The sequence below is a fragment of the Nocardia crassostreae genome (assembly GCF_001613405.1).
In the GTDB taxonomy this organism is placed as follows: domain Bacteria; phylum Actinomycetota; class Actinomycetes; order Mycobacteriales; family Mycobacteriaceae; genus Nocardia; species Nocardia crassostreae.
On the sequence record NZ_BDCH01000036.1, the window covers coordinates 123,299 to 138,536 of the forward strand.

Annotated in this window: 15 protein-coding genes and 1 pseudogene; 4 read left to right on the forward strand and 12 right to left on the reverse strand. The window is 68.0% G+C overall.

Annotation, left to right across the window (positions count from 1 at the left end):
* The first annotated feature begins 20 nt into the window (after nucleotides 1-20).
* Nucleotides 21-725, forward strand: a complete 705-nt coding sequence (locus NC4_RS33020; RefSeq protein WP_157555371.1) for a GAF and ANTAR domain-containing protein — start codon at nucleotides 21-23, stop codon at nucleotides 723-725.
* Between the two features lie 15 nt (nucleotides 726-740).
* Complete coding sequence (locus NC4_RS33025) at nucleotides 741-1,595, forward strand: GAF and ANTAR domain-containing protein (protein WP_067546469.1); 855 nt, start codon at nucleotides 741-743, stop codon at nucleotides 1,593-1,595.
* Here NC4_RS33025 and NC4_RS33030 read toward each other — a convergent pair.
* A complete protein-coding gene (locus NC4_RS33030; protein ID WP_067546472.1) occupies nucleotides 1,592-2,644 on the reverse strand; it encodes an MASE1 domain-containing protein in 1,053 nt (350 codons plus the stop codon). The two genes, NC4_RS33025 and NC4_RS33030, sit on opposite strands and share 4 nt — an antisense overlap.
* 403 nt (nucleotides 2,645-3,047) lie before the next feature.
* Here NC4_RS33030 and NC4_RS33035 point away from each other — a divergent pair, with 403 nt between their 5' ends.
* Both NC4_RS33035 and NC4_RS33040 read left to right on the forward strand, forming a co-directional pair.
* The gene (locus tag NC4_RS33035) at nucleotides 3,048-4,787 is read left to right on the forward strand and encodes a sensor histidine kinase (protein ID WP_067546475.1); all 1,740 of its coding nucleotides are present in this window, start codon (nucleotides 3,048-3,050) and stop codon (nucleotides 4,785-4,787) included.
* A gap of 50 nt (nucleotides 4,788-4,837) precedes the next feature.
* A complete protein-coding gene (locus tag NC4_RS33040; RefSeq protein ID WP_067546478.1) occupies nucleotides 4,838-5,491 on the forward strand; it encodes a response regulator in 654 nt (217 codons plus the stop codon).
* Here NC4_RS33040 and NC4_RS33045 read toward each other — a convergent pair.
* The 11 genes and pseudogenes from NC4_RS33045 to NC4_RS33085 form a co-directional block, all read right to left on the reverse strand.
* Nucleotides 5,485-6,282, reverse strand: coding sequence for a class I SAM-dependent methyltransferase (locus NC4_RS33045; RefSeq protein ID WP_067546481.1), 798 nt, complete (start codon nucleotides 6,280-6,282; stop codon nucleotides 5,485-5,487). The two genes, NC4_RS33040 and NC4_RS33045, sit on opposite strands and share 7 nt — an antisense overlap.
* Nucleotides 6,283-6,348: 66 nt before the next feature.
* Complete coding sequence (locus tag NC4_RS33050; RefSeq protein WP_084530002.1) at nucleotides 6,349-7,131, reverse strand: helix-turn-helix domain-containing protein; 783 nt, start codon at nucleotides 7,129-7,131, stop codon at nucleotides 6,349-6,351.
* A gap of 82 nt (nucleotides 7,132-7,213) precedes the next feature.
* The gene (locus NC4_RS33055) at nucleotides 7,214-7,879 is read right to left on the reverse strand and encodes a hemerythrin domain-containing protein (RefSeq protein WP_084530003.1); all 666 of its coding nucleotides are present in this window, start codon (nucleotides 7,877-7,879) and stop codon (nucleotides 7,214-7,216) included.
* A 141-nt stretch (nucleotides 7,880-8,020) separates the two neighbouring features.
* Nucleotides 8,021-9,310 carry an iron uptake transporter deferrochelatase/peroxidase subunit gene (gene efeB / locus NC4_RS33060; protein ID WP_067546486.1) on the reverse strand — a complete coding sequence of 430 codons (1,290 nt, stop codon included), beginning with the start codon at nucleotides 9,308-9,310 and terminating at the stop codon, nucleotides 8,021-8,023.
* Nucleotides 9,311-9,336: 26 nt separating this feature from the next.
* A pseudogene (gene efeO, locus NC4_RS33065) lies at nucleotides 9,337-10,494 on the reverse strand (iron uptake system protein EfeO).
* A gap of 85 nt (nucleotides 10,495-10,579) precedes the next feature.
* Entirely contained in the window at nucleotides 10,580-11,473 is an 894-nt protein-coding gene (gene efeU, locus NC4_RS33070; protein WP_067546489.1) for an iron uptake transporter permease EfeU, read from the reverse strand.
* 96 nt (nucleotides 11,474-11,569) lie between these two features.
* A complete protein-coding gene (locus tag NC4_RS40705) occupies nucleotides 11,570-12,028 on the reverse strand; it encodes a hypothetical protein (RefSeq protein WP_157555372.1) in 459 nt (152 codons plus the stop codon).
* A gap of 72 nt (nucleotides 12,029-12,100) precedes the next feature.
* Nucleotides 12,101-13,555, reverse strand: a complete 1,455-nt coding sequence (locus NC4_RS33075) for a flavin-containing monooxygenase (protein ID WP_067546492.1) — start codon at nucleotides 13,553-13,555, stop codon at nucleotides 12,101-12,103.
* Between the two features lie 165 nt (nucleotides 13,556-13,720).
* Nucleotides 13,721-14,257 (reverse strand): MOSC domain-containing protein, encoded by a 537-nt coding sequence (locus NC4_RS33080; RefSeq protein WP_218021363.1) that lies wholly within the window; start codon nucleotides 14,255-14,257, stop codon nucleotides 13,721-13,723.
* Nucleotides 14,258-14,272: 15 nt separating this feature from the next.
* The gene (locus tag NC4_RS41945) at nucleotides 14,273-14,527 is read right to left on the reverse strand and encodes an MOSC N-terminal beta barrel domain-containing protein (protein WP_218021364.1); all 255 of its coding nucleotides are present in this window, start codon (nucleotides 14,525-14,527) and stop codon (nucleotides 14,273-14,275) included.
* A gap of 50 nt (nucleotides 14,528-14,577) precedes the next feature.
* On the reverse strand, nucleotides 14,578-15,204 hold the full coding sequence (locus NC4_RS33085; RefSeq protein WP_067546495.1) for a TetR/AcrR family transcriptional regulator: 627 nt from the start codon (nucleotides 15,202-15,204) through the stop codon (nucleotides 14,578-14,580).
* Between the last annotated feature and the right edge of the window lie 34 nt (nucleotides 15,205-15,238).

The following is a 15,238-nucleotide window of genomic DNA, read 5'->3' on the forward strand; positions in this document are numbered from 1 at the left end:
GCACACCATCGGAATTCACGATGGGCCTGGCCGATCTGACGGCACGGTTGCTGATGGATGGCGAACTCGGGGCGGGATTGCGGGCCAGTACCGTCATCGTGTCGAGAATCGTGCCCGGACAGCCGATGGCGAGTGTCGTGGTGGCGCAGGGCGGTCGGCTGCACGCCGCGGCGACGAACGAGGCGGCCGTCGTGACGCGCGCGGAACTGCGCGTGCGGTCCGGTCCCGGGCTGGAGTCGATGGCCCGGGCGCGACCGGTGGCGACACCCGATATCGCCGCCGAGAACCGCTGGGCCGACTACTCCGCCGTGGCACTCGCGCACGGTATTCGCTCCCTGCACGCCGAGCCGTTGACCGCGGAGTCGAAACCCTTCGGAGCGCTGTGCCTGTACGCCGCGCGCCCGTACGCCTTCGACGACTCGACCTCGCCTTCGGTTCGCCTGCTCGCGGCGCATCTCGGCGCGATCCTGGCGGCTCGGCTGGAAGCCCTGCGTACGGCCGAGGCAGCCGATCAGCTCCGCCGGGCACTGACCACCCGGACGGTGATCGATCAGGCGCTGGGTGGCCTCATGGCCCGCGATCTGTGTGACCGCGCACAGGCGTTCGCGATGCTGCGCGCCGAATCCCAGCGCCGCAATGTGAAACTCGCTGTGCTGGCGGCGGAGGTGGTGCGCTCGTTCCCGGGCTCCGCTGTCGTCTCGCCCGGATCCGGCGCGTGGAACTGAGGCGGGGGGCACAGCGTGCGGCAGGTCGTACCCGACAGCTTCGCGATCGCCTTGGCCGAGCTCACCGCGGCAGTGCTGTCGACCGGCGATATCGGCGAATCGCGGCGCGCCATAACGGATTTCGCCACCCGCGCGATACCCGGACACCCATTGGCCCGGGTCACCCTCGCGGGTGCGGCCGGGGTTTGCACGACGACCGCTCCCGAACCGCCGTTCGGCGAGCTGCCCGGCGACGCGCCGTGCGGGCCGTGCTCGGAGGCGCTGCGGAACGACCGGATCGTCATTGTTCCCGATCTCGGGAGTGAGCGACGGTGGGGCGAGTATCCCGCTGGAATGCTCCGCCTCGGTTACCGATCCGTCCACTCGCGCCCATTGGCGGGCGAGGGCGGGCCCATCGGCGCGCTGACGCTGTACTCCCGCCGATCGCACGCGTTCGCACCACCGATCCACCCCATGATCGATCTGATCGGCACGCACGCGGGCGCACTGCTCGCGTCGGTGCTCGCCGCCGCCCGCCGATCGGCGGCAACCACCCGGCTGATGGCGGACCTGACCGCCCGATCGGCAATCGACCAAGCGCTGGGAATCCTGGCGGCGCAACGGCGCTGCTCCATCGAGGACGCCCGCGCCACCCTGAGTCACGCCGCCCGCCTGCGCGGCATCGCCACCTCGGACGCCGCCGCCGAGCTGATCCGCGCGGTCACCGGAAGCGAACCCGCACCGGTGCATTTCGAACTCCAGGCGCACCCGGGCGCGGCTGTGCGCCCGCACTCTCACGATTCGCATGGACGACCCCGGCGCCCACGCGACTCCAGGTCCGGCCGCCCGGCGCCCCGGCCGGAGACGCCGGACCGTCCGGAGTGTGACTAGCCAGGGCGGTCCTCGGGGCGAGGGCGGCTCGACAGGAAACGGTTCACGATCCGAATCGTGCTCTCGTTCACCGCACCACGCTCGTCGAGTGCCGACAATGCCCGGGCGAGTTGGCCGCAGGCTTCGTCGACGGCTCGGCTGGCCCGGTCGCGCTGTGCGATGACGGTGGCGTGCAGCAGCGCGGTGAGGATCACGGTCGCATTGAACAGTTGCAGGTTGACCATTCTCGCGGTCAGGCCGAGGTCCGCGAACACGGGCAGATTCCGCGAGGCCGCGAAGGTCGCGGCGAACGACGCCAGCACGGCGCAGGGCACCGCACCCGCCAGATGGAAGCGCACACCGGCCCAGATCAGGAAGGGGAAGACCGCCACGTACGACAGCTGGGTGGTGCTGAGCGCGGGCAAGGCCACGGCCAGCAGAGTGCCGACGACCAGCGCGGCGGCCTCGGCCGCACGAAACAGATCGATCGACTTGGATATCCGCGCACGCCGGACGAGGAGCAGCAGCGGCGTGATCGTCAGGACGCCCATGGCGTCTCCGGTCCACCACACCCACCAGGTCGCCCAGGCGTCCTGCCAGGAACCGATCGCGACCGCGCGGGTCACGGTGCCGACCGTGGCGCTGATCAGCATGCCGCCCAGTGCGCCGAGGAACACCAGGATGAGCGCATCCCGGAACCGGTCGATCCGATCCCGGAAGCCCGCCCGCCGGACCAGCAGATACGCGCACACGGGTGCGGCGGTATTGCCGAGCGCGATCACCACGACCGCGAGCGGGCTTGGCCCGAGCAGGAGATTGGTCGCGAAGGCGCCCAGCGTGATTCCCGGCCAGATCCACGGACCGCGCAGCAGCAGGCAGGCCAGCGCGATACCGGTCGGCGGCCACAGCGGCGTCACCTGGTGACCGACCAGCGCCAGCTGCAGGCCGATCTGGGCCGCCGCGAAGTACGCGGCGGCGACCCCCGGAATCCACAGTGCGGAGAGGATACGCCGACGAACGGATACGTGAAAACAATACGAGCAAACCCGCCACGGGAGGTCCGGTTGCACGGGTACCCGATCGCCTCCTGCGGGATGCCACCGCAGAACGGGGTCGAGGCTACCTGGCACCACCTACCGGGAGTCCATCTCGTGACGGGTCGCTCCACTCCCCTGCCCGGGTCGGATCCCATGCCGGTGAGCTGTATAAGAGAATGCCTTGGCGCCGGAGCCGCAACGAGAGTCCGAGGACCTGAGCGCCGGGGACGTCGGACCCGGTCTGTTCGTCCTGACCGCCGGGATACGACGGGGGGGAGATCCGGGCCCGCCGTGTCGTGCCGCGGCGCGCGGGTATACCAGGGATGACCGCGGGGCGAATCGATCGGAGGTGAATATTTATGGTGTATAACGCAATTCGGCATTGCCCTGACCGCGTCCCGCGTCCACCGGCCCCGGACCATGGGACAATCGCCGCATGTCAGGCGGCCACGCGCAGCGCGACGGCGATCAGACGCCCATGACCGAGGCGCTGTCACAGTGGCGGCTGCGCGAACTGCTCGCGGAGGTGCAGGACCGGATCGCGCAGGTCGTGGATGTGCACGATCGAATGGATCGGCTGATCGGCGCCATGCTGGTGGTCACCGCGGGCCTGGATCTCGACGACACCCTGCGATCGATCGTGCACACGGCCATCGAACTCGTCGATGCCCGCTACGGCGCGCTGGGGGTGCGCGAGACCCGCGGCGACGGCAACAGTCTGTCCGCCTTCGTGTATGAGGGGGTCGACGACCACGCCCGCGTGCTGATCGGCGCGCTGCCGCGCGGCGGCGGTGTGCTCGGACTGCTCATCGAAGAGCCGAAACCGCTGCGGCTGACCGATCTTTCGCTGCACCCGGCCTCGATCGGATTCCCGAAGCACCATCAGCCCATGCACAGTTTCCTCGGGGTTCCGGTGAAGGTGCGCGAGGAGGTCTTCGGCAGCCTGTATCTGACCGAGAAGGCGAACGGGCAGGAATTCACCGAGGACGACGAGGTCGTGGTGCGGGCGCTGGCCGCGGCGGCGGGTATCGCGGTGGAGAATTCGCGGCTCTACGAACAGTCCCGGGAACGGCAGCTGTGGCTGGAATCCATTCGCGATGTCGCGACCGAACTGCTCGGCGGCGGGGATCCGGCCGAGGTGCTCGACCTCATCGCCGATTGCGCGCTGCGGCTCACCGACGCCATGTGCACCTTCCTGGCGCTGCCCGAGGATGTGGAGATGCCCGATGACGAGGTGAGCGAGCTGATCGTGGCGACGGGCGCGGGAACCCCTGCGGCGGAGCTCATTTCGCGGCGCATCCCGCTGGAGGGCTCACCCACCGGAATGGTGTTCCGCACGGCGCAGTCCATGGTCACCGACGGCTCGGCGGACAACCCGATTCCCGATCTGCACGATATGCCCGGACCGGTCATGTTGCTGCCGTTGCAGGCCCGGCGATCCATGCTGGGCGTGCTGGCCGTACTCCGCGCGCCGGGCGCCCCGGAATTCGACGACTCCGCCATCGCCATGATGACGGTGTTCGCCGGACAGGCCGCCCTCGCACTGCGATTGGCCGACACCCAGTCCCGCATGCGGGAACTCGACGTCCTGTACGAGCGCGATCGGATCGCCCGGAGCCTGCACGATCGCGTCATTCAGCGCATGTTCGCCACGGCCATGGTGTTGCAGGGCACCGCGCAGCGCATTCGCTCCCCCGAGATCCGGGATCGGCTGAGCCAAACCCTGGACGATCTGCAGTCGATCGTGCTTGACATCCGGGAGTCCATCTTCGATCTGCACGGCCCGGCGATCGCACGGCCGCGGCTGCACCAGCGCCTGCACGATATCGTCGCCGAGATGACCGCCGAGACCACAATCCGCACCACCATCCAGGTTTCCGGCCCGCTGTCGATCCTGCCGACCTCGCGCACCGACGATGTGGAAGCCGCGCTGCGGGAATCGCTGAGCAATGTGGTGCGCCATGCCCACGCCGGGACGGTCACCGTCGGTCTGACCGTCGCCGACGAGGTCGTCGTCGAGGTGATCGACGACGGCGTCGGGATACCGGAGAATGCCGGGCGGCGCAGCGGATTGGCCAACCTCGACACCCGTGCCCGGCGGCGCGGCGGCAGCTTCACCCTCGGTCCCGGCGATGGCGGCGGCACGCACCTGCGCTGGGTCGTACCACTGCCCTGATCCACGGTTTATGCTGGAGCGGCACCTGTTCCGGGCGATCGGATTCGGCCATGACCACGGTTTTCGTCGTCGACGATCATGAGATCGTGCGCCGGGGACTCATCGATCTGATCGAGGCGGACCCGGATCTCACCGTGATCGGCCAGGCCGACACCGTCGCTCGTGCCCTGACCGCCATTCCGGCAATGCATCCCGATATCGCCGTGCTGGACATCCGGCTGCCCGACGGCAATGGCATCGAACTGTGCCGCGAGCTGCTCTCCGGGCTGGACGATCTGCGCTGCCTCATGCTGACCTCCTTCACCGACGAGCGGGGCATCCTCGACGCCCTGCTGGCCGGGGCCGACGGCTATGTGGTCAAGGACATTCGCGGCGCCGAATTGGTCAAGGCCATCAAGGATGTCGCGGCGGGGCAGTCCATGCTCGACAACCGGGCCGCCGCCACGCTCATTCAGCAGCTGCGGCGCAGCACCAAACCGGGCGGCCTGCTGGCCGGGCTCACCGAACGCGAACGCGGCGTCTTCGACCTGCTCGGCGACGGCCTGACCAACCGTCAGATCGCCGCGACCCTGTTCCTGACCGAGAAGACCGTCAAGAATCACGTATCCCGGCTGCTGGCCAAGCTGGGCGTGGAACACCGCACCCAGGCCGCCCTGCTCGCATCGAAGCTCCGTGCGGGGCGGTCACATCCGGTGGATCAGTGAATTCCGGCCGGGCGGCGGCCCCACGCCGAGACCAGTAGGTGGGCGGGCTGGGCGAAAGTCGGATCGGCGAAACGCGTCGCCATCTGGTCCAGCTCGTGCCGCGTCAGACGGCAACGCTCGTCGATGAGATCGGCGATGCGGGCGATATTGGCGAGCCAGAAGTCCTCCGCCGCGCCGCCGTCCCCGACCGTGGCTGTCCACCAGGACAATCCGAGGTCGGTGAAATCCGCCGCGCTCAAGGCCGGGACCAGGCCGCGGGAGGCCCAGCGGGCATCGGTGCCGAAATTCTCCATGATGTCGGCGCATTCGGTCACCGCGAGCCGCCAGATGCGGTCCGGGGCATAGGCGCCCGGCAGGATGTCCAGCTCCGAGATCAGGATCCAGCCGCCGGGCCGCAGCCAGTTCAGAATGCGCCGCAGCAGCCGTTCGCGGTCGTCCAGATGCATCAGCAGCATGCGGATGCGGACGAAATCGAAGGTGGCCTTGGGGAAGTCGTGCGAGCGGATATCGCAGCGCAGGACTCGCAGGCGGTCGCCGCGGTCACCGGTCAGGAATCGGGTGTCGATATCGGCCGCGGTCACCTGGCCGTCCGGGCAGCGGTCGGCGAGCAGACGGGCGATACTGCCCGCGCCCGCGCCGATGTCCAGGCAGTGCCAGTCGGGACGAATCGGCAGGCGGTCGAGTAGCTCGGCGGTCACCGGGTCGTGGGTTTGCTCGAGCAGGCGCAGCCGATCGTCCTCGCCCTTGATGGCGTGTCCCAGTGGGCCCCCGCTGTAGATATCCGTAGTCATCAGACATGTCCTCCCCGTGTCGACACCCATGGTTCACGGTGGAGGCGCGGCTGTATTGAACGAATTTCACCCCATACAGGCGCACGGGGCCGGACGGCCGAACAGTCGCGCCGGTGTCGTACCGGCGAATTCGCGGACGTCCCGGCACATGTGCGCCTGATCGGCATAGCCCGCGCGGGCGGCGATCCGGCTCCAGTCGCGGCTCCCGCCGCGCGCCAGCGCCGCCGCGGCACGCAGCCGCACCAGGCGGGCGAAGGTTTTCGGGGGACGCCCGACCTGCTGGTTGAAGCGGCGCACCAGATGCTGGTTGGTCCAGCCGATCTCCGCCGCGAGCTCGCCGATGCGCGCGCGGCCTCCGGTCGCGCGCAGCTGCTCCAGGACGTAGCGCACCTCGGCGGCGGGTTCGTGGCCGATATCCATGCGGGACAACAGGAATCGATGCATGATCGACGCGCAGCCGGTGAGATCCCCGGCCTCGCGGACGCGTTCGGTCAGGCGACGGCCTTGCGCGCCGAATATGTCGGTGAGATCGATGTATTCGTGGTCCACCTCGCGCAGCGGCATATCCAGGACCCGGTAGGCCGTGAGCGGAGCCACCCGTACACCCAGCCAGGACATGCGGTCGTGCGGCGCCGCCGGGATATGGTGGGCACAGCCGACGCCGGAGACGAAAGCTGCTGGAATATCGGGATAGTCGCCGAGCAGCAGGCACAGCAGCACCGAGGGATGGGGCGGCACCAGCAGCGGCGTGGACACTGTCCGGTCGACCCCGATGCAGCAGTCGCTCACCCCCGCCGCGCGCAGTGCCGCGGGAGGAGCGATATGACCTGCTCGGCGCGATACGGGCATGGCGCCGTCATCCCCCGATTCGAGTGCGTGCCTTCGATAGTAGGCGCTGCGACCGAGACGATGGCGGGGTTGCGCGGTCCGATCAGGCCGCGACGCCGTACAGGCTCGTACGGGCCCGGGCCAGTTGCCGTTTGCCGAACAGCTTCCACATCACCTTGACCGGTGCGGGCAGTTCGGCCAGGAACAGCTGCCGTTCTTCGGGGGTGGCGGTGTCGAGGATGTTGCTCAATGTGAGCAGGCGGCGGCTCTTATCGGTGCGGGCCAGGCCGTGCTTGCCGAGCTGCGCCCATTCCTCGGCCGTGACATGGCGGGCGACCAGCGGCAGCAGGTCCGCCTCCTCGTCGGTCATGTGCGTCTCGAGTTCGGCGCCCAGCTCCTCCAGCTTGGCCGCGGTGTCCTCGCGATAGGCGGCCGGGTCGGCGGCCAGCTGCGGCAGCAGCGCGGTCAGCTGCCCGACCAGCTGATCGACCCGCTCGTGCTGGTCGACCATCAGCTTCACCCGCGCGGCCTCCTCCGGCGCGCGCTGCTCCAGCAGCGGCCACAGGATCTCGTCCTCGCCGGTGTGGTGAATGTGCAACCCGTCCAGCACATTGCGCAGATGCTCGGTCACCAGCTCGATACGGGCGCTGTCGCCCGGCTGCAAGGCCCGCACCAGCGCGGGCGCGGTCGCGAACTCCCGCCGGAAGGTCCGGTGGATCACCGCCATCTGCCCGATCGCGGGCCCCCGCTTGCCGTCCACCGTCGTCACCGTTCCACACTCCTGTCGATTGCTCTGAGATAGCAGTTCGAGATGGTGACACGTTTCGACGGCACGACCGTCACAGACGAATCACCGCCGAGCTCACGGCAGGGTGTTAACCGGTCAGGACTCGAACAGGCGCTGACCCCATCATTCGCCGTCGCCGAGCCCGGGCGGGCAGGCGTAGAGGGCGGTTCCAGTGTGGACGATGTACTCCATCATGGCGTCGGTGGCGGCCAGGGCGCGCTGCATGGGAACGAACTGCTTGTGTGCATTGCGGCAGTAGGCGAGGAAGAACAATCCCGCGTCGAGATGGCCGAAACCGTCGAAGCCGTCGGTGAAGTTGTACCCGCGGCGCAGCAATTGCACGCCGTCGAGATTGTCGGGGTGGGCGAGGCGGACGTGGGCGGTGGTATCGATGACCGGGGTGCCGCCGGAGGTGATCCGGAAGTCGGGCTCGTCGAATTCCTTGCTCTGCCCCAGTGGCGCGCCCTCGCCCTTGGTGCGCCCGATGATCGTTTCCTGTTCCGAGAGCGAGGCGCGGTCCCAGGGCTCGATATCCATCCGGATCCGGCGGGCCACGAGATAGCTGCAGCCGGTGAGCCATTGGGCCTCGGCCGGATTGTCCTCGGGCGCGACCCACACCCACTTGTCCAGCAGGTCGGTCTGATCGGCGGTCAGATTGCGGGTGCCGTCCTTGAACCCGAACATGTTCCGCGGCGTCTGCTGGCCGCGGGTGGTGCTGGAGGTGCGGCCGAAACCCAGCTGCGACCAGCGCACGCTGACCACGCCGAAGCCCATGCGGGCCAGATTGCGAATGGCGTGCACCGCGACCTGCGGATCGTCGGCGCAGGCCTGCACACAGATATCGCCGTAGCTGCGGGAGCCCTCGATGGCGTCCTTGGCGAAGGCGGGCAGCTCCTCCAGCCCGGCCGGGCGATATTTGGCCAGCCCGAACCGGTCGCCCTGGGCGGGCGCGGCGGCGCTGGGACCGAACAGGCCCGGACCGAAGCCGATGGTCAGGGTCAGCGAGGCTGGCGAAAGCCCCAGCGCCTCACCGGTATCCGGCGGCGGCAGCAGTTTGCCGCGGCCGACGGCGCCGCCCTCGACGGTCTCCTGCCCACGCGTCATGCGCTCCGCGGCCAACGTCCAGCGCTGCAGCAGGTCCATGAGCTCGGCGCGAGAGTTGGTGATGACATCGAAGGACGCGAAATGCAGCCGGTCCTGCACGGCGGTGGTGATGCCCGCCTGCCTGGCGCCGCGGAAGGGCACGATGCGGTCGGGGGTGGTCTCACGGCTCTGCGCCGCATCGACGAAGGTGGCGCTGGCGGCGGCGCCCGCCACGACTCCGGCACCCACGGCCGCGCCGCCCAGCAGGGCGCGGCGAGACATTCTGCGTGGTCGCGGGCTATCGGCGACGGCTGCGGGTTCGTCGGTCATGACGGGTCCTTCTATCCGGGATGTGTCTACTGGCCGAGAACCAGGTCGGGGACCAGGCTCAGGCTCGCGGACAGCGCATCGATCTTGTCCGACAGGTCTTTCCGCTGCTGCGCGGTGACGGTGTCGTAGGAGGCGAAGCCGTCGCCGCTGCGGAACTGGTTGATGCCGTCGCGCACCGCCTGGAACTGGGCGGTGATCTTGTCCATGAGCGCCGCGTCCTTGGCGCCGATCATGGGCTGCAGTTCGGCGATGAGGGTTTCCGAACCGTCGATATTGGCGGCGAAGTCTCACAGATCGGTGCGCGAGTAGCGGTCCTCCTCACCGCCGACCTTGGTCGCGGCGATCTCGTCGACCAGCGCCTGCGGGCCCTTCACGAAGGACTGGGTCTCGAAGGCGAAGTCCGGCTTGGCCACCTCGTCGCGCAGCGTGGTCACATCGGCCAGCAGGCGGTCGGCGGTGGCGGCAATGGCTTCCTTGGTGTCGGCGGTCTTGGCATTGTCGAAATCGGACTGGGTGATGTTGTCACCCTTCTCGCCGATCTGACTCTGCTGCGGCGGCCACAGGTAACGCTCGAGGCGATGGAATCCGGTGAATTCCTGCTTGCCGTCCTCGGTGTCGTCCCAGCGCATGTCCACGGCCGGATCGAGGTCGGCGAAGGATTCGGCGACCGGTTCGACGCGCTCCCAGAAGGTGCGGGTCAGACCGAACTGGGCGCGAGCGGCGGCCAGGTCACCGGATTTGACGGCGGCGGTGAAGGTGGTGGTCTGTGCGACCAGGCCGTCGAGCTGACCGCGCACGTAATCCAGGTAGCGCGCCTTGGCCTGCTCCACATCGGCGGGGACATCGGTCTTGGCCTTGTTCTCGCCGGTGACCTCGAGGTTCTGGCGAATGCCATTGCCCACCATGCCCGGTTTGCAGGCGGTCTCGTAGGTGCCGGGCTCGGTGATCTCGACGACCAGTTTGCCGGTGACGCCCGGACCGATGTTCTCGACCTCGCCCAGCACCCGATTGTTCTTGCCGAAGACGTAGAACTCGGTGACCTTGGAGCCGTTGTTGGCGACATTGAAGGTCACCGTGCCCGTCGACACCTTGTCCGAGCCGAGCTCGCAGACGGAATCGGTCGAGGTCACCGCGATATCGCCGACGCCGGACTCGGACTTGGCCGTGCAGGCCGTCAGGACCATGGGCACCGACGCCAGCAGACCCACGGCGGCGAACGCCCGGCGCGACCAGTTCGGATTCACTGTATTTCCTTTCACCTACCGGCGATCACGATGCCGGAGACTGATCCGCCGCGACGGCGGGAGAATTGACGGCCGCCGGGCGGCGGGGGCGCAGGAACAGCGTCAGCACCACGGCCAGATAGACCGTCCAGGCGATCACCTGCAGCACCGTCGGATCGGGGCGGATATTGAACAGGCCGCCCAAGGTCGTTCCGTACCAAGAGGATTGGTCATAGTAGGCGCTGAAGTCGAAGGCCAGGTCGGCCCGGCCCCAGAGCCAGCCGACGGTCTGCAATGCGCGCACGCCGTAGGCCAGGATGCCCGCGGCGACGACCACCAGGATCGCGCCGGTATAGGTGAAGAATTTCGACAGATCGATGCGGACCGCGCCGTAGTACAGCGCGATCGTCACGGCCACCGCCGCCAGAATGCCCAGCAGCAACCCGATCAACGGCCAGCTGCTGCCCGAGGTGTTCTCCGCGTAACCGACCATGAGCAATGCGGTCTCCAGGCCCTCACGGCCCACCGCCAGGAACGACAGCGCCGCCACCGCGAGACCGCCCATTTCCAGGGCCCCTGCCATCCCGCGCTTCAAATCGGCCGAAATGTGCGAGGCCGCACCGCGCATCCACAGCACCATGCCGGTCACGATGCACACCGCGACGAGCGAAGCGATCCCGGCCACGGCTTCGGCGGCGAGCCCGCTGATGGTCGAGGTGCCGTAGTGAATGCCCGCGAACACCGCGAACACCATGGCCACCGCGACCCCGACGCCCAGCCACAGCCATTTCAGGCCCGCGCGATTATCGGATTTCACCAGGAAGGCCGCCAGGATCATGACCACGATCCCGGTTTCCAGGCCCTCCCGGAGACCGATCAGACCACTGCCGACCAGCTGCGTCGCCACCGTGGGGGAAGACAGAGCGAGAGACACGCCCACACCACCTCGTTCCGTCCTTCACCGTACGGCGAAAATTGGGTAGGTAAGCCTGCCCTTCTACTTTGCATCGGTCAGAATACAACGCCACAGTCGTGGCTACTCGGGCTGGCCGCCGCCCACGCCTCCGTCGTCGGGTTGCCCGCCACCCATACCGCCGCCATCGGGCTGTCCGCCACCCATACCGCCGCCCGGCTGTTCGGTACCTCCGGGCGCGACCACGGGTACGCAGACCCATTTCGCGCCCGTCCACTGCCATTGGCCCAAGGTCGTGGCGTCATATGGGCACGCCTCACCGGCCTTTGGTTCGGCGGTCGGGGACGGCTTGATCGAGGCGGGTGGCTGCACTTTAGGGGTGGTTTGCCCGGGCGGAACGGGCCGTGAAGGATTCGCGGGCGGCGCGACCGCCCCGGTGGTACTCGTCGCGCTCGCGGTGGGTGACGGTGTCGTCTCGGGGTCCGAATCCTTGTCCGAGCCGCCGCACGCGCTCACCGCGACCGCGGTCGCCGTCAGTAATGCGGCCAGGGCCGCGCCGCTGCTGCATTTCGCTGATCTCATTCGGGACCGTCCTTCCGTTCGACGGGAAGAAAACAAAACCGAAATGGACGAGAAAATTCGACAGGCGAAAGACTATCCCACGACGCGCAGATGGAAATCGCGGTCGTCGGGGTCGGCGAGCATGTCCTCCATGGTGCGGCGGTCGAAGGGAAGCAGGTCGATGCTGCCGCCCTCGGTGAAGTACCAGGAGTTGCAGCCGGTGTTCCAGACGGTCGGGGTCAGGGCCTCGGCGACGTCGTTCTCGAAGCGGTCGGTGGCGGCCTCGGTGACCTCGACGGTGTCGAATTCGCCTGCGCGCCAGCGGGTGATCCACGCGGTGCTGTAACGGGCGGTGACCTCCGCGGCGTGATGCAGCGGGATGGAGCCGGTGGGCGAGTTGGGGCCCAGCACGGTGAACAGGTTGGGGAAACCCGGGATGGCGGTCATACGGTAGGCACGCGGGCCTTTCGCCCAGGCATCGTCGATCGAAATACCGTCGCGGCCGGTCAGATTCATCGGGCGCATGTAGTTGTGCGCCTGGAAGCCGGTGGCGAACACGATCAGGTCGACCTCGTGATGGCGGCCGTCGGTGGTGCGGATTCCGGTCGGGGTCACGGCCTCGATGCCGGTGGTGACCAGTTCGGCATTGCGGGCGCGCAGGGCGCGATAGTAGCTGCCGGACAACACCTGTCGCTTGCACAGCGGCTGATAGTCGGGGGTGAGCCGGGCGCGCATATCCGCATCGCGCACCTGGGCGCGCAGGCTCAGCCGGGCGTATTCCTGTACCGCGCGCCGCCGCCAGCTGGGCCGGGTGACGACATCGGTGAACAGCTTCGCCCCGGCCATACTTGCCTGGTAGAGCGCCCGATTGAGCCGCGGCAGCCGATCCAGCACCGCGCCGACCGCACCCGGCTGCGGCAGCCACATGGGCGCCCAGATGACCCACTGCGGGCTGCGCACGAAATGGGTGATCCGCTCCGCCTTCGGCTGTAGCGCCGAAACCACCTGCACGCCGGTCGATCCGGTGCCGATCACGGCGATCCGGCGGCCGTCGGTGACCGCGTCGTCGTCCCAGCGCGCGGTGTGCAGCACCCGACCGTCGAATTCGTCCAGGCCGGGGATATCGGGCGTGGCCGGATGATGCAGCACGCCGGTGACCGCGATGACGAAGTCGGCCTCGTACACCGTGCCGTCGCCGGTCCGCACCCGCCAGCCGCCGCCGGTGAATTCGGCGGCCACCACCTCGGCATTCACGCGGAGGTGCGGCCGCAGCCCGAACCGGTCCACCACATCGGCCAGATACTGCTGGATCTCCGGCCCCGGCGCGAACACATGCGACCAGTCCGGTTTCGGCGCGAACCCGAACTGATACAGCTGCGACGGCACATCACAGGTCAGGCCCGGGTAGCGGTTCCAATGCCACACCCCACCGACGTCGGACCCCTTCTCCAGGATCACGAAGTCATGGAACCCGTTGCGCTGCAAGGTAATAGCACTGGCAATACCGGAAACCCCAGCCCCGATGATCACAATGCGCGGTTCCCGCATGCCGCCCAACCTCCTTGTTGGATACCGCCAGTATTCGAATACTGACGGTATTTCGAACCGGCAGGTATGTCAACGTCCGCGACGCGATGCCGCCGACGACCTCGGCGTCGAACAGCCGAACCGGCGCACTCGCCGGTTCGATGTCAGTGCACGGTGATCTCGTCGTCAGTGCACGGTGATCTCGTCGCCGACGGTGATGGCGCCCGGTGTGGTCACCGCGACCTTGATGCCGAAGGTGACGCCACCCTCGGGGTCGTGGCGGTAATCGGCCAGGGTGCGTAGCGGTTCCGGGCCGGAGCGGACACCGGTCGGCTGATCCACCATGGTGACATTGCAGCGCACATCGGGTTTGACCCAGCGCAGGCGGGCGGTGCCGAGGGTGAAATCTCGAATGCCGTCCTCGTGGTAGGGAATCGGCCAGCCGGTCATGACAATATTGGGCCGGAATCGCTCAATCGGAACGGGATTCGCGCCCTTCTCCAGAATTCTGGCATTGAGGTCGTCGAGCGAGGACACCGAAGTCAGGTGCAGCGGCGTCGAATCGGTGAAGGTGATATCCCCGTGCCGGTCGTCGATGGAGCGGTGATGATCCGGCGGAATACGCACGAGGCGAACGTCTTCGCCGAGCAGATCGCTCGCCCACCTGGCGGCCTCATCGCCCTGATCGACCGCGCCGCCCTCCCACACACCATGCACCGACACCGTCAGCCGCGGCCCCTACCCCAGCACATCGATTGTGGTGGAATCGAATTCGTTCGCCGACAACATGAGCTTCTGACCGTCCTCGGCCAACTCCGGCCGAATGACCGACAGGCGCGGCGTGCTGCGCTGCGTACGGAACAACCCGTCGGGCCGGACGAACATGAATGCCCGGTCGTCGGCCACGCCGGTCGGCAGAATCCGGGCTGCCGTGAGCGGACCGCCCGCGCAGCCCTTGATCGGATAACATGTCAACGCGGATACGGTAGCCACCTTCGCCACCCTAACCGAAACGATCAGAACCGGCGGCGGGGTGCGGCGGGCTACCCGGCCAGGAGAAAGTCGATCGTCGCCTCGAAGGCTTCCTCCACACGGTGGCGGTCGCCGGTGGTGAGCAGGTCGAGTTGCAGGCCACGGACCTGGGCGAGGATGAAAGTCGCTGTGCGGGAGACAGTTTCGGGGGGCCAGTCGAAGCGGACGAGTTCGCGCTCGATGACGGTGAGCCAGTCGGTGACCAGGCGGGCGGCGGGGTGGTCGGGGGTGCGGGCGGTGGTGGCGACCAGTTCGAACAGGATGAGGAATTGGCGTTGTTCGCGGGGGCGGCAGAGGTGTTGCCAGGCGGCGCGCAGGAGGTCGGCGGGGGAATCGCCGCGGCGGGTGGCCTCGGCGAGGAGGCGTTGTTCGAAGTCGGTGCGAATGTGCTCGAGGACTTCGTTGAGGAGGGCCTCTTTAGTGGCGAAGTGCCTGATCAGGGTGGCGTGGCTGACGCCGAGGGCCTGCGCGACGGGGCGCAGGGCCAGATCGTGGGTGCCGTTGTCGAGGATGTATTCGGTGGCGGCTGCGAGGAGTTCGGGACGGCGATGTTGAAAACGCAGCGCGCGGCCGTCGACCTTCTTCTCGCTCACCGCCGCCCGTTCGCTCACCGCACAGACTTTATCCGGTCGGCTCATGCGGAAATTTTACCGAACCGAGTGGTTACGTACC